This is a genomic window from Salipiger mangrovisoli (assembly GCF_015223355.1).
Classification (GTDB): domain Bacteria; phylum Pseudomonadota; class Alphaproteobacteria; order Rhodobacterales; family Rhodobacteraceae; genus Salipiger; species Salipiger mangrovisoli.
Window position 1 is genome coordinate 19,875 of the sequence record NZ_JADFFK010000009.1, and the last position, 25,841, is coordinate 45,715.

Sequence of the window (25,841 nt, forward strand, 5' to 3'; positions counted from 1 at the left end):
GCTAGGCGTCGGCTTCGCGGATTGGCAAGAAAAAACTGCCCGTTTGTCAGGCAGGCGCCCCAAACACGCCGCGCAGATGCGCATGCCCTCGACCTCGGCCCCCGCGGCTCAACGCGCCGCCAGGAAGCGCGCCAGCCTGCGCGCGGCGGGCACGACGTGCAGCAGGCCGTTGTGATCGGCCTCGTCGACGACCTCGAAGCGGCCGCCCGGCACCGCCTCGGCAAAGGCGCGGGCGTCCTCGAGCGGTGCCGCGACATCGTGCCGGGCGTGCAGCACCAGCGTCTCGCCTCGGCGCGCCGCCGCCACCCGGCGCCACGGCGCCTCCGGGCCGTAGGGGGCGCATTGCCGGATCACCTGGGCCTCGAACGCTGCCCGGCACCGCCCCGACAGCCCGAATTGCGTCGCCCCGAGACGCAACAGCTTGCCCAGGTCGATCGGCGTCGAGATGAAGGCGAGGCGCGGGCAGTCGAAGCCCTCGGCAAGGGCGAAGAGCAGCCCGCTCGCCGACACGCAGTGCGCCGCGACGGCGTCATAGGGGCCGTGGGTCGTGCCGCAGTCCTGGATCGCGGGGACGATCTCGGCCAGGCCGCAGCGCTTGCGGCGGCGGCTGAGGTGCCCCGGCAGGATCAGCAGATCGACCGCGGCGCCCTGCAAGCGCAGCTCGCGCACCAGACGGGCGAACTGCCGGACGTGGCCGTCATGTCCCGGCACCAGCAGCACGCGCGGGGCAGCAGGCTGGCGCGCCGGGTAGCGCAGCACCGCCATATCGGCGCCGAGCGGAAGCAGCTGCGCGCCGGTGCGGGCGGCATGGGCCGGATCCAGATGCGAGGCAGGGCTGAGATAGCGCCATGCCACCAGGCGCCCGGTCGGCCCCGGCAGCAGCGCGGCCGCGAGATGCAGGAGGCGGCGGCGCATCCCAGGCGCGGCACGGTGGGACGCGGCCGCCCCTGCCCTGCCCTCAACCTGCCACTCGTTCCGCATCCACATCCCCGTCACCCGTTCACGCACTGCTCTCCCCGGCGTGAGGTTTGCGCCAACATGCGCCCGGCTTCAAATCACATTCTGCGAAAATGCACGCTTCCGCGCCGCGCCCCGGCCCCACGGCCACACTCTCGGCGTCGCCCACGCGGGGGCTTTCGCCGCCCGGCGCAGCGCAATACTCTCGGCGCCATGAGCGATCCCCGATTCATCCACCTCCGCGTCCATACCGAATATTCCCTGCTCGAAGGCGCCGTGCGGCTGAAGAAGCTGCCCGGTCTCTGCGAGGCCATGGAGATGCCCGCCGTTGCGGTGACGGACACCAACAACCTTTTCGCGGCGCTGGAATTCTCGGTGACCGCCAGCGGCGCGGGGGTCCAGCCGATCATCGGCTGCCAGCTCGATCTGCTCTATGTGACGCCGGTGCCCGGCGAGAAGCCGAAGCCCCCCGCCCCCATCGTGCTGCTCGCGCAGAACGAGACGGGCTACGAGAACCTGATGAAGCTCAACTCCTGCCTCTACCTCCGCGGTGACGGGCAGGAGCCGCATGTGACGCTAGACGATCTCGAGACCTATGGCGCGGGGCTGATCTGCCTCTCGGGCGGCCCCGACGGCCCTGTCGGTCGCCACCTGCGCGACAACCACCGCGCCGCGGCGCAGACCCTGCTCACCCGGCTGCACCAGATCTACGACGACCGGCTCTACATCGAGTTGCAGCGCCACCCCGGCGACAACGGCCTGCCGCCCGAGGAGCGCATCGCCGAGCGCGGCCACATCGAGATGGCCTACGAGATGGGCCTGCCGCTGGTCGCCACCAATGACGTCTACTTCCCCAAGGCCGAGATGTACGAAGCGCATGACGCGCTGATCTGCATTTCCGAGGGTGCTTACGTCGACCAGCAGGAGCCGCGCCGCAGGCTGACCGCGCAGCACTATCTCAAGAGCCCGCAGGAGATGGCGACGCTCTTCGCGGACCTGCCCGAGGCGCTCGAGAACACCGTCGAGATCGCCAAGCGCTGCGCCTTCATGGCCTACCGCCGCGATCCGATCCTGCCGAAGTTCGCCGACGACGAGGTCGAGGAACTGCGCCGCCAGGCCAACGAGGGGCTGCAGGCGCGTCTTGCGGTGATCCCGCATGCGGTCTCGGTCGAGGAATACCAGCAGCGGCTCGACTTCGAGCTCGGCATCATCGAGGGCATGGGCTTTCCCGGCTACTTCCTGATCGTTGCCGACTTCATCAAGTGGTCGAAGGACAACGACATCCCCATCGGCCCGGGCCGGGGCTCGGGCGCGGGCTCGCTGGTGGCCTATGCGCTGACCATCACCGACCTTGACCCGCTGCGCTACTCGCTGCTGTTCGAGCGCTTCCTCAACCCCGAACGGGTCTCGATGCCCGACTTCGACATCGACTTCTGCATGGACCGGCGCGAGGAGACGATCCGCTACGTGCAGGAGAAATACGGCCGCGACAAGGTGGGGCAGATCATCACCTTCGGTGCGCTGCTGTCGAAGGCCGCGGTGCGCGACGTCGGCCGGGTGCTACAGATGCCCTATGGCCAGGTCGACCGGCTGTCGAAGATGATCCCGGTCGAGGGGGTCAAACCCGTCTCGATCGAGAAGGCGCTGCAGGACGAGCCGCGGCTGCGCGAGGAGGCCCGCAACGAGGAGGTCGTGGACCGGCTGCTCACCTATGGCCAGCAGGTCGAGGGGCTGCTCAGGAACGCCTCGACCCACGCCGCGGGCGTGGTGATCGGTGACCGGCCGCTGGACCAGCTGGTGCCGCTCTACCAGGATCCGCGCTCGGACATGCCGGCCACCCAGTTCAACATGAAATGGGTGGAACAGGCCGGTCTGGTGAAGTTCGACTTCCTCGGCCTGAAGACGCTGACCGTCATCCAGAACGCGGTGAACCTGATCCTGAAGTCGGGCCGCCCGATCCATGTCGCCGCCGACGGCACAGAGCTCTACGACCCGCCCGAGGGTGCCGAGAACCAGATGAACCTCATCCCGCTGGATGACGGCAAGACCTACGAGCTCTACTCCGCCGCCAAGACGGTCGCCGTGTTCCAGGTGGAAAGCTCGGGCATGATGGATGCGCTCAAGCGCATGAAGCCCACCTGCATCGAGGACATCGTGGCGCTCGTGGCGCTCTACCGCCCCGGCCCCATGGAGAACATCCCGGTCTATTGCGAGGTCAAGAACGGCCTGCGCGAGATCACCTCGGTACACCCGTCGATCGACCATATCCTTGCCGAGACGCAGGGCATCATCGTCTACCAGGAACAGGTGATGCAGATCGCGCAGGTCATGGCGGGCTACTCGCTCGGCGGCGCCGACCTCTTGCGCCGCGCCATGGGCAAGAAGATCAAGGAGGCGATGGACGCCGAGCGCCCGAAGTTCGAGAAGGGCGCGGCCGAAAACGGCGTCGACAAGAAGAAGGCCTCGGAGGTCTTCGACCTTCTGGAGAAATTCGCCAACTACGGCTTCAACAAGTCGCACGCGGCGGCCTATGCGGTGGTGTCCTACCAGACCGCCTGGCTGAAGGCGAACCACCCGGTGGAGTTCATGGCGGGCGTCATGAACTGCGATATCCACCTCACCGACAAGCTCGCCGTCTATTTCGACGAGATGAAGAACGGGCTGAAGCTGCCCTACGTGCCGCCCTGCATCAACCGCTCGCAGGCGAGCTTCGACGTGGTCGAGGGAGAGCTGGTCTACGCGCTCGGTGCCCTGAAGAACGTCGGCCTCGATGCCATGCGGCTGGTGGTCGAGGGACGGGGCGACAAGCCCTTCGCCACGCTCTTCGACGTGGCGCGGCGCGTGGATCTGAAGCGCGTCGGCAAGCGCCCGATGGAAATGATGGCGCGCGCCGGTGTCTTCGACGTGCTCGACAAGAACCGCCGCCGGGTGTTCGACAGCCTCGACGCGCTGGTCGCCTATTCCGCCGCGATCCACGAGCAGAAGGCCTCGGCGCAGGTCTCGCTCTTCGGCGAGGCCGGCGACGACCTGCCCGAGCCGCGGCTTTCGCCGGTGCCCGACTGGCTGCCCGCCGAACGGCTCTCGGAAGAGTTCAAGGCGATCGGTTTCTACCTCTCGGGCCATCCGCTCGACGACTACATGGCGGCACTCAAGCGGTCGGACAAGACCGGCTCGTTCATGACGCTGGTCGAACTGCACCACAAGGCGGCGGGCGCCGGAGCGATGGTTGCCAAGCTCGCGGGCGTCGTGGCCGGGCGGCAGGAGCGCAAGTCGGCAAAGGGCAACCGCTTCGCCTTTGCGCAGCTTTCCGATCCCACCGGCGCCTACGAGGTGACGCTGTTCTCCGAGACGCTGGAGAAGAGCCGCGAGTTCCTCGATACCGGCTCGAAGGTGGTGATCACCGTCGAGGCGACGATGGAGGCCGACCAGCTCAAGCTGCTGGCGCGCTCGGTGGGACCGGTCGAGCAGGTGGTGGCAGGGGCCGGGGCGACCGGGCTGAAAATCTGGATCGAGGGCGCCAGCGCGATCAGCCAGATCGCCTCGGTGCTGTCGCGTGCCGCCGAGCAGATGCCGAAGGCCGGGCGCGGTCCGGTGCGGCTCTGCCTTGCCGACCACGGGCTGCCGGGCGAGGTCGAGATGGACCTGCAGCAGGACTTCCCGGTGACGCCGGAGATCAAGGGCGCGGTGAAATCGCTGGGCGGGGTGTTGGCGGTCGAGGATTTCTGAGCGGGCCCCCGCCGGTTTTTGACGCAGCGGCAAGGGTTTGTGGATCCGCCGCGGCAGAAAGGTTACACGAAGATTAAAGCTTTCGACCCGCATCCTCGGTGCCGGGCCGAAAGCCTCCGACGATCGCTTCTGCGGAGACCCCTCGTGCCACGCCCCCACCCGGCCCGCCGCGCGCGGGCGCATCTTATCCTGTCCTGCCTTGCCGCGCTTGCGCTGGCCGCCTGCGCGAGCCCCGATGAGGTGCCGCGCCTGTCGGATGTCGAGCTTGCCGACGGCGCGGGGCAGAGCGCCGCCCTGCCCTCGGAGGCCGAGCTTTCGGATGAGGGCGGCTTCCTCGACAGCCGCGAGACCCCGGCGCCCCGCGCGCAGGTCCAGCCGCAGGGCGGGCTGCTGGGCTGGCTCGGCGGGCAGGCGGCGGCCGTGAAAGCCGCCGGACCGGACGCGCGGCAGGTGCCCTTCGGCACCCCCCTGCCGCAGGGCGAGATCGCCCGGGTCTGCGGTGTGCCCGAGCGGCGACTGGGCCTGCCGGTGGCGCGATATCCCGAGAACCGGCGTGGCTACGTGCTCTATGACAGCCGCCCCGGCACCAGCGCGCCGCGCGCGCTCTACCTCACCGGCTTCGACGATGGCTGCGCAAGACAGGTGACCGGCGCGCTGGCGCTCTTCGGCGACCCCGAACTGCACGAGCAGCTGCGCTACGGGCTGGCCGGGCGCACCCTGCCGAGGGGCCGTGTCGATGGCGCCTATGAGACGGTGAAGGCCGAGGTCTGCGGCGTCGCGGCGGGGCGTCCCTGTGGCCGGGCCATGTCACGGCTTGCCCGCGACACGGCCTTTGTCAGCGTCTACCCCTCTTTCGGCAGCGCGTCCTACGTCAATCTTTTGCTGCACGACGGTCAGGTCATCGCCATCGAGCAGCACTGAAGCCGCCAGCCCGCTGCGGACCGGCCTGCTGCGAACCGGCCCGAAGCCGGTCCGGTGCCACCCTCTCAGTAATGCGGCGGGCGCTCGTCGCCGAAGACCACCCCGCCGCCGCCATCGCTCTCGCGCGCGGCCTCGCGTTCGAGCAGCAGGTTCACGCGGTGCTGGAGCAGGGCGATGTCCTTGTCCTGCCGGGCCACGGTCTCGGAGAGGTCATCCACCGCGCGCTGCAGGTGGGCGATGCGTTCCTGCAGGTCGTCGAGCTGTTCGGGCATGCGCGGCTCCTTGCCTCGGGACGAGGGATGCTGGCGGGGTCTGCCCTGCAAATAGGCGGCGCAGCGCGGCTTGTCCATGCCGGCAGCGGGGCGCGCCCCCGGAGTATGTCACCTGGAACAAGACGCCGATCAGCCAGCGGCGGATTTGGCGGCGGGCGGCGCGGCGCCCGCCTCTGTCGGCGCTTCCAGCGCGTCGTCGCGCTGCGCGCGGTCAAGCTCCGCTTCGGCGGCATCGCTCTCGGGCTGGCTCTCCGCTTCCGCCGCTGGTGCCTCCTCGTCGTGGCGACCGGCGTCGGACAGGATGAACTCCGCCGCGCGCAGCGCCGCCGCCATGACCGGGGCGAGCGTGCCGCCGGCGGGCATCTCCGGGAAGATCGAGGCATCGCAGACCCGCAGCCGTGCCACCCCGCGCAGCCGCAGCCGCGCATCCAGCGGATCGAGCTCGTCGGGCCCCATGGCGCAGCTGCCCACGGCGTTGAAGGCCGAGCGGCTGTAGCGGCGGTAGAGATCGAGAATGTCGTCGTCGCTTCTCGCCCAGGCCGAGATCACCGTCTCGCCCTCGATGAACTCCGCCAGCGCCGGGCGCTGCGCCAGCCCGCGCAGTTTGCGCAGGGCGAGGATGGCGCGCAGCCGGTCGCGCTCGGAGGCAAGGTAGTTGGCCTCGATCCGCGGCGGCGTGTCGGGATCGGGCCCGGCGGCGAACACGTAGCCAGAGCTTTCGGGGCGCAGCACATGGGCGGTGAGCCGCATGCCGGGTTCCGGCTCGAGCCCGCCGATCCCCGGCGCGACCTCGAGCGAATGCGCCGCCGCGGTGACCATGAGGTCGGGGCGCTCGGCGGTCTTTCCGGACGCGATGAAGCCGACCAGCTCGGCCCCGCCCTGGCCGAGCGGCCCCGCGCCCGAGAGCAGGTAGCGCGCGACGGTCATCCAGAGCCGCGCGCCGGTATAGGCGCGGTTGTCGCTGTCGCGCCAGTGGCGCAGCCGCCAGTTGGTCGCCAGCACCAGGTGGTCGCGCAGCCCGCGGCCGATATTCGGACTGTGGTGCTTGGTCTCGATCCCGGCGCGGCGCAGCGCCATGCCGTCGCCGACGCCCGAGAGCATGAGGATCTTCGGCGTGATCACCGCCCCGGTACAGAGGATGACCTCGCCACGGCAGCGGAACACGAGCTGCGCGGTGCCGCGCCGCCCCTCGACCCCATAGGCGCGGCCCTCGTCGATCAGCACCCGGTCCACCCGCACGCCGGTCTCGATGCGCAGGTTCGGACGGCTCTTCGCCGCCCGCACGAAGGCGGTCCAGGCGGTCACCCGGCGGCCCTTGTCGTCGATCATCCAGGTGGCGGGGCCCAGGCCCTCGGGGTCGGCTTCGTTGAAATCGGCGCGCAGCCGCCAGCCGGACTCCGCCCCGGCCCGCAGCACCGCCTGCATCAGCGGTCGCAGCGGACCGGCCCGGCGCAGCGCGCGGGCACCAAAGGCGTGATGCTCGATCAGGCGCAGCACCCGCGCCATCTCGGGCCAGTCCCAGTCGGCGCTGCCGGTGACACGCGCCATATGCGTCCAGTCCGCCTCGCCGCCGCGCAGCCAGAGCATCGCCCCCACCGCGCTGCTGCCACCGGGCATCCGGCCGCGCAGCCAGCGTTCCGCCGGACCTCGCGGTCCCGGCTCGACGTGGTAGCCGTAGACCCGCGTCGGATCGCGCAGCAGCCAGGGCTGCGCCTGCGGCACGCGGCTGGCCCAATGCCCGCCCGCGCCCCGGCCTTCCTCGAGCAGCAGCACCCGCGTGTCGGGGTCCGAAGAAAGCCGTTCGGCCAGAACGCTGCCTGCCGCCCCCGCGCCGACGATGATGTAGTCGAAGTCCCCCGCCTGCGCGTCGGTCATATTCCCGTCAAAGTCTCCCATCCGCTCCGACGCTCCCCGCAAGCTGGCCGGTCACCGCTCGAATCGGGCCCGCTCAGGCTCTGTCGTCCTTCGGCGAGCCCATCACCACGTAGGAGGTTATGGCGCTCACCTGCGGCAACGTGCCAAGCACCTCGGTGTGGAACTGCTTGTAAGCGGCCAGATCGGTCACCTCTATACGAAGCAGGTATTCCACGTTCCCGGTAATATTGTGGCACTCCTTCACCTCGGGGGCGCGGGTGATCGCCCGCTCGAAGGCCTGCTGCGCCTCCTTGGTGTGCACGCCGAGCCCCACGGTGACATAGGCGGTGAAGCCGATGCCGGTCTTCTCCGGACTGAGCACCGCGCGGTAGCCGCGGATGACCCCGGTCTTCTCCAGCGCCGCGACACGGCGCAGACAGGCCGAGGCCGAAAGCCCGACACGCTCGGCAAGGGCAAGGTTGCTGATCCGGCCCTCGCGCGCAAGAACGCGCAATATCCGGTCGTCGATGTAATCAATATCGCTCATAAATTGCGATCAAAGCCGTAAATCGCCGAAAATTGCAATCTTTCTCCGCGCAAAACGCGGCATTTGGGGTGTCATGACACAGGATCTCTTCCTCGCGCTGGCGACCTTCGCCTTTGTCACGGTGATCTCGCCGGGGCCGAACAACCTCATGCTTCTCGCCTCGGGCGCCAACTTCGGCCTCGCGCGGACGGTGCCGCACATGCTGGGCGTGGCGCTGGGGTTCCCGGCCATGGTGCTGCTGGTGGGCATGGGCGCGATGCGCGTCTTCGAGGCCTACCCCGCGGTACGCGGCGCGCTGACGGTGCTGTCGGTGCTCTACATGCTGTGGCTCGCCTGGAAGATCGCCCATGCCGCCGCGCCGGGCGAGGCGCAAGCAGGCGCGCGCCCGATGAGCTTCCTGCAGGCGGCGGCCTTCCAGTGGGTGAACCCCAAGGCCTGGTCAATGGCGCTCGGAGCGATCACGCTCTACGCGGTCAGCCGCGATCTGCCCGCCGTCCTGATGGTCTCGGCCACCTATGTGGCGATGGGGGCGATCTCGACGACCACCTGGACCGTGCTCGGCGGCAGCCTGCGCCGGGTGCTCACCAATCCAGCCCGCCTGCGCCTCTTCAACTGGAGCATGGCGGCGCTGCTCATCGCCTCGATGCTGCCGGTGATGCTGGGCTGAGGCCCCGTCCACGCCCGGCGCGGCGAGGGCAATCGAGCTTGCTTTGTTGCATCCGCGCGGCATCAGGGCCATATAGGCCGCGACCAACAAGAGTGCCCGAGCATGACGCATTATCTCGACTTTGAAAAACCCCTCGCCGAGATCGAAGGCAAGGCGGAAGAACTGCGCGCCCTGGCGCGGAAGAACGAAGAGATGCATGTGGAGGACGAGGCGGCCGCGCTCGACCGCAAGGCGGAGGATCTGCTCAAGGATCTCTACAAGAAGCTGACGCCCTGGCGGAAGTGCCAGGTGGCGCGGCATCCCGACCGTCCCCACTGCAAGGATTACATCGAAGCCCTGTTCACCGAGTACACGCCGCTCGCCGGCGATCGCGGCTTTGCCGACGACCACGCGGTGATGGGCGGGCTTGCCCGGTTCAACGACCGCCCTGTGGTGGTGATCGGCCACGAGAAGGGCAATGACACCCAGTCGCGCATCGAGCGCAACTTCGGCATGGCCCGGCCCGAGGGTTACCGCAAGGCGATCCGCCTGATGGAGATGGCCGACAAGTTCGGCCTGCCGGTGATCACCCTCGTCGACACGCCCGGCGCCTATCCGGGCAAGGGCGCGGAAGAGCGCGGCCAGTCCGAGGCGATTGCCCGCTCGACCGAGAAATGCCTGCAGATCGGCGTGCCGCTGGTCACCGTGATCATCGGCGAAGGCGGCTCCGGCGGCGCCGTGGCCTTTGCCACCGCCAACCGTGTCGCGATGCTGGAACATTCGGTCTACTCGGTGATCTCGCCCGAGGGCTGCGCCTCGATCCTGTGGAAGGACGCCGAGAAGATGCGCGAGGCCGCCGAGGCGCTGCGCCTGACCGCGCAGGACCTGCTGAAGCTCGGCGTCGCCGACAAGGTGATCCCCGAGCCGCTCGGCGGCGCGCACCGCGCGCGCGAGGAGGCCATCGCGGCAGTCGGCACCAACATCGCCGCGCTGTTGCAGGAAATGGATGGCATGAAGCCCGCCGAGCTGGTCAAGGCGCGCCGCCAGAAGTTCCTGGCGATGGGGTCGAAGGGCCTCGCCGCCTAAGCTTCATCCCGGCACCTGACAAGAAGCCCCGGAGCGCGGTCGCCACCGCATTCCGGGGCTTCTTCATGTTCCGGCGAAAGTTGAGGACCATCGCGCACAGAATTGGAATTGCGCGTTTAATTTACCCCTAGGGGTCAGTTTGTTTTCGCATCACGTGAAGAATTGCCAGCCCGCGCGGGGTGCCATCTTTCCGTCAAGGCTGCCCCAAAAGGGGATGCCTCGCTTATACCCGCCCCGCCAATATTAACTAAATTGAAACTTTATGGCCGGAATGGGAATATTTATTCAAACCCTGTTCCGCCTTGTCCCGCGCAAGACCCGCGTCCCGGCACAAATCTGCAAAGTGCCCCGCCTCTTGCGCCCCCGAGGCTCGCCCGCGAGCCTGCGCACCCGCGCGCCCTCATCGGCGTATTTCCGAAGATTTTCAAACAATTTCAATGATCCCTGAGGAGCACCTCTCAATTCACCTTCGGATGGCGCGATCAGCGGGTGGGGATTTTGACGACATCTGGGCCTGCCTTGATGGATGATTGTCAGCTGACAATTTCCTGACCGCCCACGAGATTCCCCGACTCCGCCGCGCGCGCAGAAAGAAATCTGCCTCACAATCTCCAAAATCCGCGGCATCCGCCCCAATTGGAGCTTCATGCTTTCTCAATATTTTCGAAGTTCTCAATTTTGCCCAATCGCCCTCGGGAAAATGCGGGTCCCTCGGGCCGGAACCGCCCTCGACAGGCCACGCTCAAAGCCTGAGCGGCCACGTTCTTCGGCATGCAAGTGATTGCCAGAGAGTCGTTTTTTCCGCCCGCTTCATCCAAAACCTCATCCGCCGCGTGGCGGCGGGACCCCCGCCGCCGCGGCGCAGGGCGCACCCGCCCTTATATTGCCGCATCCCGCGCCGCCTGCCGCAAGCGCGCCCCGACGGATTCAATGCCGCGGTCCGCCGCCTTGGGAATGATGCGGTAACCGGCGTTGACGAAGCAGAAGAGAGCAAAGCCCAGCAGGCCAAGGCAAAGCATCCCGACCAGCACCCGCCCGTAGACCTGCCCCTGCAACCAGTCGAAGGCGGAGCCCAGCCCGCCGGCTTCGGAAGCATTGGCCTGCAGGGCCGCATAGCACACGAGCATACCGATGATGCCGATCACCACGCCCTGCGCCGCAAGCCCGGCCTTCAGCGCGCCGTTCATATGGGTCGTGACGCTGTTGGCGCGCAGGTGATCGCGGTATTCCTCGGTCAGCGCCTTGTGCAGGTAATAGCCCCCTGCCCCGATGGTCAGCAGCCCCGCGACGCCCACGGCGAGCTGCCCGCCGGGATTTTGCAGAACCGTGTCGAGCATCTGCCGCCCGCTGCTGCCGCCGCTGCGCCCGATCAGCAGGGTCACCGCAAGACCGCCGATGCCGAGGTGCGCTGCGCCGGTGACGAGCATCCCCACCCGCGCAACGAGGCCCTTGGCGCCCCGACCATAGGCCTCGAGATCCCAGATGCAGTCGACCAGCCGCCAGATTGCATAGGCAAACATGCCAAGCGCAATGAGCACGATCACCGCCGTACCCCAGCCGCCTTGCAGGCTCTGCATCGCCTCCGAGGTGCCCTCGGCCTGCCCGCCGTGCAGGATCGACCAGAGCGAGACCCCGGCGACGACCAGATAGACCAGCCCGCGCCCCGCATAGCCAGCGCGCATGATCGGGATCGACCAGGCGAAATCCTCGGGATTCACATCCTCGAGCCGGCGGGCGCGGCGCGAGCCGGGATTGAGCGATAGCGAGTCGGCAAGGGACATGGCGGGCCTCCGGGGCTGGCTGAGAGATATCCCCTCAATGCCCCTGCCCCCGTCCCGGTTCCCCGCGGGTCTGTGTCAGGCGGCGAGCATCCGCAGCCCCTGGGTAACGTCCGACCGCACCGCAAGGCGCAGCCCCGGCTCGTCCCCGGCCTTCAGTGCCGCGATGATCAACCGGTGATATTGCGGCGCCTCGGTGCGGCGCAGCCGGCCGTAGAGCTTGCGCATGGTAGGCCCGAGCTGCAGCCAGACGGTTTCGGTCATCGCCAGCATCGCGGGCGCCTGCGCGCGCAGGTAAAGCGTGCGGTGGAACTCGAGGTTGGTGCGGATGTAACCCACCGCGTCGCGCGCCTGGATCATCTCGGAAATGGTGCCGTTGATCGTCTGGAGCCGGTCGATCAGCGCCATGTGCGCCCGCGGCAGCGCGCGCGAGGCCAGCTCGACCTCGATCAGCGCGCGCAGCGCCGCCAGCTCCTCGATCCGCTCGTTTGACAACTCCGGCGTCGACGCCCGGCCCGAGGACGACATGGAAAGCGCGCCCTCGGCCACGAGACGGTTGATCGCCTCGCGCGCGGGGGTCATCGAGACATCGAATTCTCGGCCGATGCCGCGCAGGGTCAGCGACTCGCCGGGCGCGATCTGGCCCAGCATGATGCGCTGGCGCAGCCCGCGGTAGACGCGTTCATGGGCGGAAACGGCAATTTCGGACGGGCGGGGCTGGGGCTGGATCATGATCCGCGCAATCTGAAATGCCGCGGCGCTGGCGTCAATCGCCGAAACGGAAGCGGTGCAGCGAGGCCCCCTCGTCCCGCAGCCAGCGCCGCGCCGGGCGCCAGTCGCCATAGAGCCGCTCGACCACCGCCCAGAAATCCGGGGAGTGGTTCATCTCGGCCAGATGCGCCACCTCATGCGCGGCGACATAGTCGAGCACCTGCGGCGGCGCCATCACCAGCCGCCAGGAGTACATCAGCCCGCCCTCGGCGGTGCAGGATCCCCAGCGCGAGCGGGTGTCGCGCAGCGTCAGGCGGCTGTAGGGCAGCCCGAGCGCGGCGGAATGGCGGTCCGAGGCCTCGGCCAGGCGGTTGCGCGCCTCGGCGCGCAGCCAGCCCATCAGCCGGGCCGGAACCTGCCCGGGTGCGCCGGGCACCTCGAGCCCGCCCTCGACACACCTGACGTTGCGCCCCTGCCCGCTGCGGACCTCGTGCAGCCGGCCCTCGAAGGGCAGGCGCGCACCTACGGCCACCGGCACATCCGCGCCGCGGCTTTCGAGATGCCCGCGCAGCCAGCCTTCCTTCTCGCGCAGGAAGCCGATCGCCTCCGCCTCGGGCAACCGGCGCGGCAATGTCAGGGTCACCCGGCCGTCGAGTTGCGACAGCCGCAACGACAGCCGCCGGGCCTGCGCCGAGCGGCGCAGCGTGACCGAGATCGGCGGGTTGCCGGGAAGGGTGATCTGCCCCATATCTGCGCCTCTAGACTGCATCGGCCAAAAGTTTTGACACTGCCCTTGTGTTATGGCAGAGGCTGCAGATTGTCGACCGTACAAGCCAGCTGAAGGGGACCACCCATGCCCAAAGAAGAATGGGGCACGAAGCGCGTCTGCCCGACCACCGGGAAGCGTTTCTACGACCTGAACAAGGATCCGATCGTCTCGCCGTACACCGGCGAGGTGCTGCAACTCGACACCGGCAAGCGCACCATGCTGTCGGCCGACCAGGCAGATGGCGCTCCGCGCCGTGCCCAGACCGACACTTCGGATGACGTCGATCTGCTGGATGATGATGTCGAGGTCGAACTGGATGACGATGATGTTCTCGACGATGACGAGGACGACAACGTCTCGCTCGACGAGATCACCGACGTTCCCGGGGATGACGACGAGTAAGCTTAGAAGTTTTTTCTGCGGGCGGTCATTTTTTCGCTTGAACCCGCCCGCAGCATCCCATAGATCACGCCGCACAGCGCCGGAGACGGCGCGGCGGACACCGCTCCGGACCGAAGCCGAAACGCTCTGAAGAGCGAGGCGGACAAGGCAAAGAGCACCGCGATTGGGGCCTTAGCTCAGCTGGGAGAGCGCTTGCATGGCATGCAAGAGGTCAGGGGTTCGATCCCCCTAGGCTCCACCAATCACCCTTTTAAAAACGCCAGACAGTTCTGCCTTTCTTGTCAGGGGATTTGCCTCTGTCACGCAGACCGGTGCTGTTTTCCCTACGGAAATCCGTGCTCTGCTGGCTTCCTGTACCACCCACCTATGCCACCACAACGGCCAATACGACCCGCCTTGGCCGTCCCTTGGGCTTCATATCACCCACGCGTAGCGCGATTTCGCAAGTTCCGAACGTCGCCAAAGGACGTGCGCGCCGCCCGACACAACCTTCGGCCTTAGCCACAGGCTCGGCCAGCGGGCCTCCGCGACGCACGCCAGAAAAGATTGCTCATGGCCAAGGTCTACTTGCGGAGGTTGAATCCATGACAATTGCCCGAAATCAATGGGTCCTGAGCCTGCCGAACATGATCTCGATCCGGTTACGGCGTCGATAGTTGACTTGCCGCCTACACCTGGCCAGGTGGCGCAGCGTCCGAAAAACCTCGAGCCTCCAGTCAACTTGTCCCGCTTCCCCGCGCCATGCGTTTGGCCGCGCCCTTGAGCCAATCCAGCAGTTGAGCGACGGCCGGGCGCATCCCATGGCGCCCCAGGTGCACCGCATGGATGATGCTTTCGGTCGGGCGGAGGTCCAGGGTCACCAGATCGAGGCGACCTAGGGCGAGATCCTCCTCGACATAGGTCCGGGGCACGATCCCCATGCCAAGGCCCTCAAGGATCGAGGCGCGCAGGATCGAGATGTCGTCGGCGATCAGCCGGGGCTCCAGGGGCAGGTCATGCAGGGCGCCATCGGCGTCTCTCAGGCGCCAGTGGCTTCGCCCGGAAAGCCCATCCCAGGCGATGGCCGGAACCGTCTTCAACGTCTCTTCCAGCGTCGGGCCGAGATGTTTTCGCCATCGCGGATGCACGACGATCACGCGCTCCATCCGCAAGAGGCTGACAGGGACGAAATCCAGCGGGTAATCCTGCCGTGACCGCGCCCGGATGACGAAGTCCACCGACTCGTGGCGCAGATCGACCTCGCGGTTCGACACCTCCATCTGCAGCCGGACCTTCGGTGCCTGCATCTGGAACTCGAGGATCGCCTCGCCCAATCCAAGCTGCAACAAGGAGGGGGGGATCGCGATCCGGACAAGCCCCCGAGGCTCCGGCTGCTCTGAATCGACCATGGACACAGCTTCGTCTATCTGCGCGAGAAGATCGTCGCACCGCGCGAAGAGCTCGGCCCCGGCTTCGGTCAGGCGGAAGCTGCGCCGACTGCGCTCGATCAGGCGGACACCCAGCTCTTCCTCCAGCGAGATGACATTGCGGCTGAGAGTTGCGCGGGACTGGCCGGTCGCGCGCTCCGCCGCCGCGTATCCGCCCGCCCTTGCCACGTCTCTGAAGGCCGCCAACGCATTCAGGTTCCGCATGACCACCCCATGTGTTTCATTTTCAAGACAGAGTGGACCTTTTCACCCCATTTATCCAGCAGTGTCTCTATTTTAGATAATCCTCACGTTCAACGCGGCTCTGGGCCGTCGAAACAGAGGAATGAGACAATGCAGAGCACGATCCTGATTGCCCGCGAATACGGCACGCCCGACGTCCTCGAATTCTTTGACCAGGCGCTCCCCGAGCTTGCCGCCGGCATGGCGCGCATCAAGGTCAAGGCTGCCGGGATCAATCCGATCGATGCCCGCCGGATGACCGGTGAGTTTCGTCACGCCGCCCTGCCTCAGGGGTTTGGCACGGAGTTTGCCGGTGTCATCGTCGATCTGCCCGCCGGCGCCAGCCATTGGGCCACCGGTGACGAGGTTCTCGGGTCCGGCGCCGGCTTCACCCATGCCACGGTCATCGATGTGCCGCTTTCCAATCTCGTGGCGCGTCCGGCGAACATCGACTGGCCCGTGGCGGGCTCTCTTGCAGGGGTCGCGCAGACGGCCATGACGATCCTGGACGAGATCGGCGATGTCCGGTCCTTGCTGATCCACGGTGGCTCCGGCGGCGTGGGCTCGATCACGATCCAGATCGCCCGCGCGCGCGGGATCGAGGTGGTCGCCACGGCCTCGGCACGCAATCTGGGCTACCTGGCTGAGCTCGGCGCGACCCCGGTTGAATACGGTCCCGGACTGGTCGCGCGCCTTGAAGCGGTACATCCCGCGCTCTTCGATGCCTCGCTCGACATGTCCGGCACGGAAGAGGCGACGCAGGCGTCGCTGGCACGAGTCAGGCCGGATGGGCTGATCGGCTCCATCGCCGGCACTCCCCCGTCTTCGGAACGGGTCCAGGCCCTCTGGACCAAACGCAGCCCTGCCAAGCTGAAGGCCGTCGTCGATGGCGTCGCGGCGGGCCGGTTCCGCTGGGAGGTCAGCAAGACCTTCCCCTTCAGCGATGCAGCCGATGCCTATGGCGCGATCCTCGGGGGGCATACCCGCGGCAAAAGCGCTCTCGTCTTCTGATCCCCTTCACCCGATGGCCCGACGCGGCCGCCGATACCCCTGAATTGGAGAACCCCATGTCCACAAGAGCCAGCAAGCTCGACAACACCATCTTCGCCGGCCATCTGCTGTCAGGCCCCTACGAGCGCGTGTTCCTCGCCCCGGGTCAGGAAGGGCGGTACATCCGCAACTACATCGATTTCTACGACGGCATTGTCGAATATGACTTCCGGATCGCCGAATACTTCAACCTGCGCGTGGTTGGCCTGCAATCCGTTCTGGGCCATGTCTCGCTGGTGGTGATCGAACCGGAAAACTTCGAGAAGCTTCCGGCGTTCATCCGCGACACGCAGATGATGTATGTCGTGGACTCGATCGAAGCGGTCTACGAGATCGCCCGCGCGAAGGGCATTCCCATCCTGCAGCCGCGCACCGAGAACATCATGGGGGCGCAGGGCCGTCTGGAACTCGCTCCCGGCTACATCACGGAACTGGCCGAAGCCACGAACACGGCGCTTTTCGATCCCAAGGTCGAGAGCATGGGCCTGCCCGCCTCGCAGGCCTGAAACTCACGCAGCAATGCGCGCCTGCCGCACGAGCAGCCGCGCAGTCTCTCCCTTTCCCAAAGTCTCGGTTCCCTGTCCGGCCCCCTGGGGCAAGGCGACGTCGTGACCGGGTCTGACGCCATCCCCATTCATCAGGAAATCCCATCATGACACCTCCCAAGATCACCGTGCTCTACTACTCGACCTACGGGACCAATCATCAGATTGCGCTCACCGCTGCCGAAGCCGCGCGCGAGGCCGGCGCGGACGTTCGCCTGCGGCGCATCGCCGAAACCGCGCCTCAGGAGGTGGTGAATTCCCAGGAGCATTGGAAAGCGCAGGCCGAACGTTCGGCCGAAATCCCGGTCGCGACACCGGAAGACATGGTCTGGGCCGACGGCTACTTCTTCAGCATGCCCACCCGCTTCGGCAATATCCCGAGCCAGGTGCAGGCGTTCATCGATACGCTCGGCGGCATCTGGGCCGAGGGCATGCTGGCAGACAAGACCATCACCGCGACCACAAGCGCGCTGAACGTCCATGCTGGCCAGGAGCGGACGATCCTTTCCCTGTATGGCTCGGCGATGCACTGGGGGGCGATCATCGTGGCTCCCGGATTCACCAGCGACGCGATCTACGCGACCGGGGGCAATCCCTACGGCTATTCCACTGTGGCAGGGAAGTTCGATGACGCCGGCAAGGCGAGCGTCGCACATCAGGCCAAACGGCTGGTCGAATACACCGCGAAGCTGGTGCGTTAACGCCAACTGGAGCGTCGTTGGCGGTTGCTGCAAGACTCCTGGGCATCCGGGAGTCGCGGCGTGAAACCGGTGGGATCAGGGCCCAAGATGACGCCTGAATCTGCCCGCCACCCCGCGACGGCCGGCAAGACCTGTGACGACGCGCCGATGCGGCGCGGGTCGCTGCTCCCCTGGTCGGACGGGAACATGCCCTGGCGCGCGCCGAAAGGCGGCGGGCCGGGGCGTCCGGCAGCATGTTCCAATGCGGCCTGCCGCTCCGCCAGGCGACAGCAATGGCCCCCGGCCCTTTCGAGATGGCAGGGCTGGACTGGCCGGTCCCGGACCCCTCCACGCTCAGACGCCGACCCGAGACGAATGCCGTCCGGCGGCGAGGGGCTTGCCAGGCAGCGGGGGCGTTCACCTCGAGCCGAAGGGGCGACAGCCCTGTGCTGCCCGAGCTGCCGCCGGCGGTGGCAACTTCGACAGCTCACGGTGCCCCTCGGCGATCCCAGCGCGCGAATGCCCTGGACTGCTTGCGAACCGCGGAAGCCGACACCGACCGCGAGAGACCTCGGACCGCGCCTCAACGGTCCAGCCGGTCGCGCAGCCTGTAGTAGTGAATCGCGATCCCCCCGTAGATCGGATGCAGCCCGTGGAACGGCAGCGCCCGGATGTCCGGCAAGGGTGGAACCGGCAGCGCCGCGCCCTGCGCCATATGCGCCGCCATCGCCTTGCCCAGCGACACCGACAACGCCACGCCCCGCCCGTTGAAGCCGGTGGCGGCCAGCATCCCCGGCGCGGGGGCGCAAAGACGCATGCGGTGATCCGGCGTCATCGCCACCCGGCCGAACCAGCGGTGCGAGACCTGAGATCCCGGCCCGTAGAGCGCAGCCAACTCCGCCTCCAGCGCCGCGAAATCCGACGCACGGCGCGGCGCGGCGAAACTGCCGCGGCCGCCGATCATCAGCCTGTTCTCGGGTCCCACGCGGAAATATGTCCCGACCCGCCGGATCTCCGAGACGCAGGCACCGCCGGGCAGGATGCGCGCAAGCTGCGCCTCCGAAAGCGGCTCGGTGGCGATCTGGAAGCTGTGCGCCGGCACCACGGCGCGCGACAGCGCCTGGTGGAGTCCGCCCGGTGTGTAGGCGTTGGTCGCGAGGATCACCTGCTCGGCCAAGACCTCGATCCCGCCCGCGAGCCGGGCGCGCCAGAGACCGCCCGCGCGCGTCAGCGCCTCGACCGGCGCGCCCGCGTGCAGCCGCGCCCCGGCCGCCTGCGCCGCGCGCGCCAGCCCATGGGCCAGCTTCAGCGGATGCAGCTTGCCCGCCCGTCGGTCGATCCAGCCGCCCTTGAATGCCGCCGTGCCGGTCGCCTTTTCCATCGCCGCCGCATCCAGCCACGCGACATCGGCCCCGCGTGCCTGCCATTGCGCCATGCGTGCCTGTAGCCCGGCGAGGTGCACCGTCTTGTTGCCCGCCTGGATCCAGCCACCGCGCACCGCGTCGCACGCGATGCCGAGCCGCGCCACCAGCGCAAAGAGCGTGTCTGCCGTGCCGCCCGCGAAAGCGGTCGCCTGCGGCCCCCAGAGCGCATCGAGCGTGTCGGGGTCGTCCTTCAGACCGGGGATCACCTGCCCGCCGTTGCGCCCGGACGCGCCGAATCCCGCCTGCTCGGCCTCGAGCAGGACGACCTCTGCCCCGGCCTCGGCCAGGTGCAACGCGGACGACAGGCCCTGGAAACCGCCGCCGACCACCAGCACGTCCGCGCGGGTGCTCTCGCGCAGCGGCGGCAGATCGGGGGCGGCGGTCGCGGTCGCGGCCCAGATCGATTGCAGGGTCAGCGGATTGGGGGTCATCTGGCGACTCCATCGAGTCGGCTCGAAGACGGGACTTGCGTCTTTTCAGCCGGATTTGCGCTGCGCCTACAGAAGCTTGCACGCGCCCCTTCGGTCAAGCGACGCGATGTTCGGCGTGCGCGCTCGGGCCGGATTGCGCGCCCGGCGCCACCTCGGCGGGCAAATGGGTTAGGAAAATCCTATCCCATGCTGTCGAAGGAATTTCTTTTCGCTTACCCGAACTGGCGTCAGGTTCCCGGTGACCCTGATGCCGGATACCCCATGGAAGGACATGCCGATGCCCATTGAACAGACCGACGTTCTCGTGATCGGTGCCGGCCAGGCCGGTATCGCCGCCAGCGAGCACCTGAGCCTTCACGGCATTCGCCACATCGTGCTCGAGCGCAAGCGCATCGCCGAGCGCTGGCGCTCGGAGCGCTGGGACTCGCTGGTCGCCAATGGTCCGGCCTGGCATGACCGCTTCCCCGGACTGGATTTCGCGGGCGACCCCGAGGCCTTTGTGCCCAAGGAGGCGGTCGCCGATTATTTCGAGGCCTATGCGAAGAAGATCGATGCCCCGGTGCGCTGCGGCGTCGAGGTGACCCGCGTCACGCGACTTTCTGGCCGCCCCGGCTTCCGCGTCGAGACCAGCGCGGGGCCGATCGAGGCGGGCCAGGTGATCTCGGCCACCGGGGCCTTCCAGACTCCTTCGATCCCGCCGCTGGTGCCGCAGACCTCCGGGCTGACGCAGATCCATTCCAGCCAGTACCGCAACCCCGCGCAGTTGCCCGAGGGCGCCGTCCTGGTGGTCGGCGCGGGCTCTTCGGGCGTGCAGATCGCCGACGAACTGCTGGCCGCGGGGCGCGAGGTCTATCTTTCGGTCGGCCCGCACGACCGTCCGCCGCGGGCCTACCGGGGCCGCGATTTCGTCTGGTGGCTGGGTGTTCTGAACAAGTGGGACGCCGAGGCGAACCCAGCCTCCGAGCACACCACCATCGCCGTCAGCGGCGCGCATGGCGGGGTGACGGTCGATTTCCGCCGGTTGGCCGCACGCGGCATGGTGCTGCTCGGCCGGACCGAGGGCTTCGAGGCCGGGACGATGCGCTTTTCGCAGGACCTCGCGGCAAACATCGCGGCGGGCGACGCCAACTACCTGTCGCTGCTCGACGAGGCCGACGCCTATGTCGCCGCCAACGGGCTGGACCTGCCGGAAGAGCCCGAGGCGCGGGTCATCGGCGCCGATCCGGCCTGCATGACCGATCCGGTGCTGTCGCTGGACCTTGCCGCGGCGGGGGTTACCACGATCCTCTGGGCCACGGGCTTCACCAGCGACTACGGCTGGCTGCCAGCCGAGGCTGTGGATGCCGGCGGCAAGCCGCGCCACCAGCGCGGCGTCGGCGCGGTGCCCGGTGTCTATTTCCTTGGCCTGCCCTGGCAGTCGCGGCGCGGCTCGTCGTTCATCTGGGGCGTCTGGCACGATGCGAAATACGTCGCCGATCATATCGCCAAGCAGCGTGGCTACCTCGCCTATGCGCCAACACGGCAGCCCGTGACCGAGCCCGCCTGACCCACCCTCCCCCGACGGCCATGCGCCCGGAAGGTTCCATCCTTCCGGGCGAACTGCCGTCCGACCCGCACGGTCCAAAACCGCCCGCAAGACCGACACTCCGGAGACCCCAATGCAGACCCTCTCTCACTACACCTCCCGCGCCGCCGCCCTGAACTTCCGCACGGAGGCTTGGATCGGCGGGCGCTACGTGCCAGCCGCCTCCGGCGCGCGCTTCGAGACCGTCAACCCCGCCACCGCCGAGGTCCTGACGGATGTGGCCCGCGGCGGGGCCGAAGACATCGACCGCGCCGTCGCCGCCGCCCGCGCCGCCTTCGAGGACCGTCGCTGGGCCGGCAAGACACCCGCAGAGCGCAAGGAAGTCCTGCTGCGCCTCGCCACCCTGCTGCGCGAGAACCTCGAGGAATTCGCGCTTCTCGACACGCTCGACATGGGCAAGCCGATCTGGGAGACGGTCAACGTCGATGCCCCCGGTTCGGCGCATTTCTTCCAGTGGCACGCCGAGGCGATCGACAAGCTCTACGACGAGGTGGCCCCGACCGGCGGGCGCGATCTGGCGCTGATCCGCCGCGTGCCGCTCGGCGTCGTCGGCGCGGTGGTGCCGTGGAATTTCCCGCTCGACATGGCGACGTGGAAGCTGGCCCCGGCGCTGGCGGCGGGCAACTCGGTGGTGCTGAAACCCGCCGAGCAGTCGCCGCTCTCGGCCCTGCGGCTTGCCGAACTGGCCGCCGAGGCGGGGCTGCCCGATGGCGTTCTCAACGTGGTGCCCGGCTTCGGCGAGGACGCAGGGCAGGCGCTCGGCCGTCACCCGGACGTCGACTGCCTGGTCTTCACCGGCTCCACCGAGGTCGGCAAGATGTTCCAGCGCTATGCGGGCGAGAGCAACATGAAGCAGGTCTGGCTGGAGACCGGCGGCAAGAGCCCGAACCTGATCTTCGCCGATGCCGATCTCGATGCCGCCGCGGACAAGGCCGCCTTCGGCATCTTCTTCAACCAGGGCGAGGTCTGCTCGGCCAACTCGCGGATGCTGGTGCACGAGAGCATCGCCGAGGAGATGATCGCGCGCATGAAGACCCGCGCCGAGGCCATCGTGCCGGGCAACCCTCTCGACCCCGGGACCAAGATGGGCGCCATGGTCGATGCCCGCCACGCCGAGCGGGTCGCCGGGTTCCTCGCCTCGGGCCAGCAGGACAGCCGCCTGATCGCCGGCGGCGCGCGGCTGACGCTGGGCGGCTCGGACGCCTTCATCCAGCCGACGGTCTTTGCCGACGTGCCGCGCGACGCGCGCATCGCCCGCGAGGAGATCTTCGGCCCGGTGCTGGCGATCCAGACCTTCAAGGACGAGGCCGAGGCCATCGCCATCGCCAATGACAGCGTCTACGGGCTGGCCGCCTCGGTCTGGACCCGCGACCTGAGCCGCGCCATGGCGGTCTCGGACGCGCTGGTCGCGGGCACGGTCTCGGTCAACACCGTGGATGCGCTCTCGGCGATGACGCCGTTCGGCGGGATGAAGCAGTCGGGCTTTGGCCGCGACCTGTCGCTCCACTCCTTCGACAAGTATTCCGCGCTGAAGACCGTCTGGATCAGCTACTGAGGGTTCTGGCGCAGCGGGGCGGGGTGTATTAGGAGGAACCTAACGCACCCCATCCCGGAGCAAGCCATGCCCTTACGCTTTACCCTGCGCCAGATGGAATATTTCGTCGCCGTGGGCGAGTGCGGTTCGATCGCGCTCGCCGCAGAGAAGGTGAACGTATCTTCGCCGTCGATCTCGGCGGCGATCTCGCAACTCGAGGCCGAGTTCGGCCTGCAGCTCTTCATCCGCCGCCACGCCCACGGCCTGTCGCTGACCCAGGGCGGGGCGCGCTTCATGACCGTGGCGAAGGAGCTGCTCGACAAGGCAGCATCGCTCGGCGATCTGGCCAACGACATCTCGGGCCAGGTGCGCGGCCCGCTCAACGTCGGCTGCCTGCTGACCTTCGCGCAGATCGTGCTGCCGCAGCTGCGCCGCAGCTTCGTCGACGCCTGGCCCGAGGTCGAGTTCCACCAGTTCGAGCGCGACCAGCAGGAACTCTTCGACGCGCTGCGCTCGGCGCGCATCGACGTGGCGCTGACCTACGATCTGAACGTGCCCGCCGATCTCGAGTTCATTCCCCTGATCGAGCTGCCGCCCTTTGCCCTCGTCCACGAGGAGCACGAGCTGGCGCATCTCGACAGCGTCACCCCCGCCGAGCTGGCCGATTACCCGATGGTGCTGCTCGACCTGCCGATGAGCGGCGACTATTTCCTGTCGTTCTTCACCAAGCTCGGCATCACCCCGATGATCGCCGAGCGCACCCGCGACATCGCCGTCATGCGCTCGCTGGTGGCCAATGGCTTCGGCTACGGCATGGGCAACACCCACCCGGCGACCGAGCTTGCCCCCGATGGCCGCCGCCTGCGCTTCATCCCGATGACCGGCCCGGTGCGCAGCCTCAACCTCGGGCTGCTGATGAGCGAGGGGGCGCGGGGCTCGCGCACGGTGCGCGCCTTCATCGAGCACGCTCAGGCCGAGATCACCGAAACCCGCGCGCCGGGGCTGCAAGTTCGGCCCAAGATTGCGTGACGCGGTTTATCCCCCGCGATTCAGAAACGCATATTTCCTTGGCATAAAGCCGCTTTAATCAGCCATTAGCCTGAGCCTAACTCAAGCTTCCAGAAGGTATAATTTACGCGAAGCCCGCACCGAACGATCAACACTCCAGCCCGGCAACACAATAAGCCGCCAAGGAGAAGACGGTGCGAAACCCCAGCTACGATATCCTTTTCGAACCCGCCAAGATCGGCCCGCTCACCGCGAAGAACCGGTTCTACCAAGTGCCGCATTGCAACGGCGGCGGCTACCGCGATCCGTCGGCCGTGGCGGCGATGCGCGGCATCAAGGCCGAGGGTGGCTGGGGCGTTATCTTCACCGAGCAGACCGAGATGCACCACACCTCGGAGATCACCCCGTTCATCGAGCTGCGCCTCTGGGACGACGCCGACATCCCCGCCCTGCGCCGCATGTCCGACGCGATGAAGACCAGGGGGGCGCTGGCGGGCATCCAGCTGGCCTATTCCGGGATCAACGGGCCGAACCTCTACACCAAGGAAGTGCCGCTCGCGCCGTCGGCGCTGCCGATCCGCACCTTCACCAACGACCCGGTGCAGGCCCGCGCGATGGACAAGACCGACATCCGCAACCTGCGCCGCTGGTTCGTCAACGCCGCGAAACGTTCCAAGCTGGCGGGCTTCGATCTGATCTGCCTCTACGGCGCGCATGGCTTCGGCATCTTCCAGCACTTCCTGTCGCGCGCCACCAACCAGCGCTCGGATGAATACGGCGGCTCGCTGGAGAACCGCGCCCGCTTCGTCAACGAGGTGATCGCCGACATGCGCGACGCCGTGGGCGACACCATGGGCATCACCCTGCGCGTCAGCCTCGACGAGACCATCGGCCAGCTCGGTTTCTCCAACGCCGAGGTGCGCGAGTTCATCGAGATGAACGCAGACCTGCCGGACCTCTGGGACCTGGCGCAGGGCACCTGGGAGGATTGCTCGGGTCCGTCGCGCTTCAAGGAAGAGGCGGCGCAGGAGGTGCTGGTCAACGGCATCCGCGAGCTGACCTCGAAGCCGGTGGTCGGCGTCGGCCGCTTCACCTCGCCAGACGTCATGGCGCGGCTGGTGAAGCAGGGCGTGCTCGACTTCATCGGCTGCGCCCGCCCGTCGATCGCCGACCCCTTCCTGCCCAAGAAGATCGAGGAAGGCCGCATCGAGGACATCCGCGAGTGCATCGGCTGCAACATCTGCATCACCGGCGACATGACCATGTCGATCAGCCGTTGCACGCAGAACCCGACCTTCATGGAAGAATGGCGCAAGGGCTGGCACCCCGAGAAGATGAACACCAAGGGCGACAGCTCGAACGTGCTCATCGTCGGCGGCGGCCCCGCCGGTCTCGAAGCGGCGCGGGCGCTCAGCCTGCGCGGCTATGACGTGGCGCTGGCCGAGGCGGGCACCGAGCTGGGCGGCCGCGTCGCGCGCGAGCGCCTGCTGCCGGGGCTGTCCGCCTGGGGCCGCGTGGCCGACTACCGCACCTACCAGCTGTCGCAGCGGCCCAATGCCGAAACCTATCTCGACAGCCGCCTGTCGGCGCAGGACATCCTAGAGTTCGGCTTCGAGAACGTCTGCATCGCCACCGGATCGCACTGGCGCGCCGATGGCGTGTCGCGCCAGCACGTGGTGCCGATGCCCGCCGATCCGGCCATGCCGGTGTTCACGCCAGACGACATCATGGCGGGCAAGCTGCCCAAGGGCGAGGTCGTGCTCTTCGACGACGATCACTACTACATGGGCGGCGTCATCGCCGAGCTGCTGGCCAAGGCGGGCTGCACCGTCACCTTCGTCACGCCGTCGGCCTACGTCTCGGACTGGACGCTGAACACGCTCGAACAGGCGGCGATCCACCGCCGTCTCGTCGAGGCGGGCGTGAAGATCGTGCTCAACACCGGCATCGCCGAACTGAAGGCGGGCGAGGTGGTGACCGACTGCACCTACACCGGGCAGACCTCGGCCATCGGCTGCGACGCCGTGGTTATGGTCGCCTCGCGCATCTCCGACGATGCGCTCTATCACGAGCTGAAGGCGCGCGAGGCCGATTGGGCCGACGCCGGCATCAGGTCGGTCAAGCTGATCGGCGATGCCGCCGCGCCGGGCCCGATCGCCTGGGCCACCTACGCCGGCCACCGCTACGCCCGCGAGCTCGACATGCCCGACATCGGCGACGCGCTGCCGTTCCGCCGCGAGGTCACGCAGCTCGCCTAACCCCCGTC

Annotated in this window: 21 protein-coding genes and 1 tRNA gene; 13 read left to right on the forward strand and 9 right to left on the reverse strand. The window is 67.9% G+C overall.

Translation table 11 applies throughout. The annotated features are described in order from the left end of the window. Positions 1-108 precede the first annotated feature (108 nt). Positions 109-915: an alpha/beta hydrolase gene (locus tag IQ782_RS13100; RefSeq protein ID WP_194135099.1), complete on the reverse strand. Its 807-nt coding sequence runs from the start codon at positions 913-915 to the stop codon at positions 109-111. A 255-nt stretch (positions 916-1,170) separates the two neighbouring features. On the opposite strand from IQ782_RS13100, the gene dnaE reads away from it, so the two are divergent. Beyond that, a complete protein-coding gene (dnaE, locus tag IQ782_RS13105) occupies positions 1,171-4,683 on the forward strand; it encodes a DNA polymerase III subunit alpha (protein ID WP_194135100.1) in 3,513 nt (1,170 codons plus the stop codon). Between the two features lie 144 nt (positions 4,684-4,827). Next, a complete protein-coding gene (locus IQ782_RS13110) occupies positions 4,828-5,604 on the forward strand; it encodes a hypothetical protein (protein ID WP_194135101.1) in 777 nt (258 codons plus the stop codon). A 65-nt stretch (positions 5,605-5,669) separates the two neighbouring features. On the opposite strand, the gene IQ782_RS13115 is transcribed toward IQ782_RS13110, so the two are convergent. From IQ782_RS13115 to IQ782_RS13125, 3 genes are all read right to left on the reverse strand, one after another. Beyond that, positions 5,670-5,876 carry a SlyX family protein gene (locus IQ782_RS13115; protein WP_194135102.1) on the reverse strand — a complete coding sequence of 69 codons (207 nt, stop codon included), beginning with the start codon at positions 5,874-5,876 and terminating at the stop codon, positions 5,670-5,672. Positions 5,877-6,005: 129 nt separating this feature from the next. Further along, on the reverse strand, positions 6,006-7,772 hold the full coding sequence (locus IQ782_RS13120) for a GMC family oxidoreductase (protein WP_194135103.1): 1,767 nt from the start codon (positions 7,770-7,772) through the stop codon (positions 6,006-6,008). Between the two features lie 52 nt (positions 7,773-7,824). Beyond that, on the reverse strand, positions 7,825-8,277 hold the full coding sequence (locus tag IQ782_RS13125) for an Lrp/AsnC family transcriptional regulator (protein WP_194135104.1): 453 nt from the start codon (positions 8,275-8,277) through the stop codon (positions 7,825-7,827). A gap of 73 nt (positions 8,278-8,350) precedes the next feature. Here IQ782_RS13125 and IQ782_RS13130 point away from each other — a divergent pair, with 73 nt between their 5' ends. After that, entirely contained in the window at positions 8,351-8,944 is a 594-nt protein-coding gene (locus tag IQ782_RS13130; protein ID WP_194135105.1) for a LysE family translocator, read from the forward strand. 102 nt (positions 8,945-9,046) lie between these two features. Further along, complete coding sequence (locus IQ782_RS13135) at positions 9,047-10,009, forward strand: acetyl-CoA carboxylase carboxyltransferase subunit alpha (RefSeq protein ID WP_194135106.1); 963 nt, start codon at positions 9,047-9,049, stop codon at positions 10,007-10,009. 878 nt (positions 10,010-10,887) lie between these two features. Here the strand turns inward: IQ782_RS13135 and IQ782_RS13140 are convergent. From IQ782_RS13140 to IQ782_RS13150, 3 genes are all read right to left on the reverse strand, one after another. Continuing rightward, a complete protein-coding gene (locus tag IQ782_RS13140; RefSeq protein WP_194135107.1) occupies positions 10,888-11,790 on the reverse strand; it encodes a DUF1206 domain-containing protein in 903 nt (300 codons plus the stop codon). Positions 11,791-11,865: 75 nt separating this feature from the next. After that, positions 11,866-12,519: a GntR family transcriptional regulator gene (locus IQ782_RS13145; protein ID WP_194135108.1), complete on the reverse strand. Its 654-nt coding sequence runs from the start codon at positions 12,517-12,519 to the stop codon at positions 11,866-11,868. A gap of 34 nt (positions 12,520-12,553) precedes the next feature. After that, positions 12,554-13,246: a M48 family metallopeptidase gene (locus tag IQ782_RS13150; RefSeq protein ID WP_194135109.1), complete on the reverse strand. Its 693-nt coding sequence runs from the start codon at positions 13,244-13,246 to the stop codon at positions 12,554-12,556. Positions 13,247-13,351: 105 nt separating this feature from the next. On the opposite strand from IQ782_RS13150, the gene IQ782_RS13155 reads away from it, so the two are divergent. Both IQ782_RS13155 and IQ782_RS13160 read left to right on the forward strand, forming a co-directional pair. Then, on the forward strand, positions 13,352-13,669 hold the full coding sequence (locus IQ782_RS13155) for a TIGR02300 family protein (RefSeq protein WP_194135110.1): 318 nt from the start codon (positions 13,352-13,354) through the stop codon (positions 13,667-13,669). Positions 13,670-13,834: 165 nt separating this feature from the next. Continuing rightward, positions 13,835-13,910: transfer RNA gene (locus IQ782_RS13160), tRNA-Ala, on the forward strand. A gap of 475 nt (positions 13,911-14,385) precedes the next feature. On the opposite strand, the gene IQ782_RS13165 is transcribed toward IQ782_RS13160, so the two are convergent. Further along, positions 14,386-15,300, reverse strand: coding sequence for a LysR substrate-binding domain-containing protein (locus IQ782_RS13165; RefSeq protein WP_194135111.1), 915 nt, complete (start codon positions 15,298-15,300; stop codon positions 14,386-14,388). A 129-nt stretch (positions 15,301-15,429) separates the two neighbouring features. Here IQ782_RS13165 and IQ782_RS13170 point away from each other — a divergent pair, with 129 nt between their 5' ends. The 3 genes from IQ782_RS13170 (at position 15,430) to wrbA (ending at position 17,614) form a co-directional block, all read left to right on the forward strand. Beyond that, positions 15,430-16,329, forward strand: a complete 900-nt coding sequence (locus IQ782_RS13170; protein ID WP_194135112.1) for an NADP-dependent oxidoreductase — start codon at positions 15,430-15,432, stop codon at positions 16,327-16,329. A gap of 56 nt (positions 16,330-16,385) precedes the next feature. After that, a complete protein-coding gene (locus IQ782_RS13175; RefSeq protein ID WP_194135113.1) occupies positions 16,386-16,874 on the forward strand; it encodes a hypothetical protein in 489 nt (162 codons plus the stop codon). Between the two features lie 146 nt (positions 16,875-17,020). Further along, the gene (gene wrbA, locus IQ782_RS13180) at positions 17,021-17,614 is read left to right on the forward strand and encodes an NAD(P)H:quinone oxidoreductase (protein ID WP_194135114.1); all 594 of its coding nucleotides are present in this window, start codon (positions 17,021-17,023) and stop codon (positions 17,612-17,614) included. Between the two features lie 562 nt (positions 17,615-18,176). Here wrbA and IQ782_RS13185 read toward each other — a convergent pair. Continuing rightward, positions 18,177-19,448 carry an NAD(P)/FAD-dependent oxidoreductase gene (locus tag IQ782_RS13185; protein WP_194135115.1) on the reverse strand — a complete coding sequence of 424 codons (1,272 nt, stop codon included), beginning with the start codon at positions 19,446-19,448 and terminating at the stop codon, positions 18,177-18,179. A 277-nt stretch (positions 19,449-19,725) separates the two neighbouring features. Between IQ782_RS13185 and IQ782_RS13190 the strand changes: the two genes are divergently transcribed. From IQ782_RS13190 to IQ782_RS13205, 4 genes are all read left to right on the forward strand, one after another. Further along, positions 19,726-20,994 (forward strand): flavin-containing monooxygenase, encoded by a 1,269-nt coding sequence (locus IQ782_RS13190; protein ID WP_194135116.1) that lies wholly within the window; start codon positions 19,726-19,728, stop codon positions 20,992-20,994. A 112-nt stretch (positions 20,995-21,106) separates the two neighbouring features. Next, a complete protein-coding gene (locus IQ782_RS13195) occupies positions 21,107-22,588 on the forward strand; it encodes an aldehyde dehydrogenase (protein ID WP_194135117.1) in 1,482 nt (493 codons plus the stop codon). A 66-nt stretch (positions 22,589-22,654) separates the two neighbouring features. Beyond that, on the forward strand, positions 22,655-23,596 hold the full coding sequence (locus IQ782_RS13200; RefSeq protein ID WP_194135118.1) for a LysR family transcriptional regulator: 942 nt from the start codon (positions 22,655-22,657) through the stop codon (positions 23,594-23,596). 173 nt (positions 23,597-23,769) lie between these two features. Beyond that, positions 23,770-25,833: an oxidoreductase gene (locus tag IQ782_RS13205; protein ID WP_194135119.1), complete on the forward strand. Its 2,064-nt coding sequence runs from the start codon at positions 23,770-23,772 to the stop codon at positions 25,831-25,833. Positions 25,834-25,841 lie beyond the last annotated feature (8 nt).

Bases quoted from the DNA above. Each gene is read 5' to 3' on its own strand.
- IQ782_RS13100 (WP_194135099.1), bottom strand. From the start codon at position 915: ATGCGCCGCCGCCTCCTGCATCTCGCGGCCGCGCTGCTGCCGGGGCCG.
- dnaE (WP_194135100.1), top strand. From the start codon at position 1,171: ATGAGCGATCCCCGATTCATCCACCTCCGCGTCCATACCGAATATTCC.
- IQ782_RS13115 (WP_194135102.1), bottom strand. From the start codon at position 5,876: ATGCCCGAACAGCTCGACGACCTGCAGGAACGCATCGCCCACCTGCAG.
- IQ782_RS13120 (WP_194135103.1), bottom strand. From the start codon at position 7,772: ATGGGAGACTTTGACGGGAATATGACCGACGCGCAGGCGGGGGACTTC.
- IQ782_RS13125 (WP_194135104.1), bottom strand. From the start codon at position 8,277: ATGAGCGATATTGATTACATCGACGACCGGATATTGCGCGTTCTTGCG.
- IQ782_RS13130 (WP_194135105.1), top strand. From the start codon at position 8,351: ATGACACAGGATCTCTTCCTCGCGCTGGCGACCTTCGCCTTTGTCACG.
- IQ782_RS13135 (WP_194135106.1), top strand. From the start codon at position 9,047: ATGACGCATTATCTCGACTTTGAAAAACCCCTCGCCGAGATCGAAGGC.
- IQ782_RS13140 (WP_194135107.1), bottom strand. From the start codon at position 11,790: ATGTCCCTTGCCGACTCGCTATCGCTCAATCCCGGCTCGCGCCGCGCC.
- IQ782_RS13145 (WP_194135108.1), bottom strand. From the start codon at position 12,519: ATGATCCAGCCCCAGCCCCGCCCGTCCGAAATTGCCGTTTCCGCCCAT.
- IQ782_RS13150 (WP_194135109.1), bottom strand. From the start codon at position 13,246: ATGGGGCAGATCACCCTTCCCGGCAACCCGCCGATCTCGGTCACGCTG.
- IQ782_RS13155 (WP_194135110.1), top strand. From the start codon at position 13,352: ATGCCCAAAGAAGAATGGGGCACGAAGCGCGTCTGCCCGACCACCGGG.
- IQ782_RS13165 (WP_194135111.1), bottom strand. From the start codon at position 15,300: ATGCGGAACCTGAATGCGTTGGCGGCCTTCAGAGACGTGGCAAGGGCG.
- IQ782_RS13170 (WP_194135112.1), top strand. From the start codon at position 15,430: ATGCAGAGCACGATCCTGATTGCCCGCGAATACGGCACGCCCGACGTC.
- IQ782_RS13175 (WP_194135113.1), top strand. From the start codon at position 16,386: ATGTCCACAAGAGCCAGCAAGCTCGACAACACCATCTTCGCCGGCCAT.
- wrbA (WP_194135114.1), top strand. From the start codon at position 17,021: ATGACACCTCCCAAGATCACCGTGCTCTACTACTCGACCTACGGGACC.
- IQ782_RS13185 (WP_194135115.1), bottom strand. From the start codon at position 19,448: ATGACCCCCAATCCGCTGACCCTGCAATCGATCTGGGCCGCGACCGCG.
- IQ782_RS13190 (WP_194135116.1), top strand. From the start codon at position 19,726: ATGCCCATTGAACAGACCGACGTTCTCGTGATCGGTGCCGGCCAGGCC.
- IQ782_RS13195 (WP_194135117.1), top strand. From the start codon at position 21,107: ATGCAGACCCTCTCTCACTACACCTCCCGCGCCGCCGCCCTGAACTTC.
- IQ782_RS13200 (WP_194135118.1), top strand. From the start codon at position 22,655: ATGCCCTTACGCTTTACCCTGCGCCAGATGGAATATTTCGTCGCCGTG.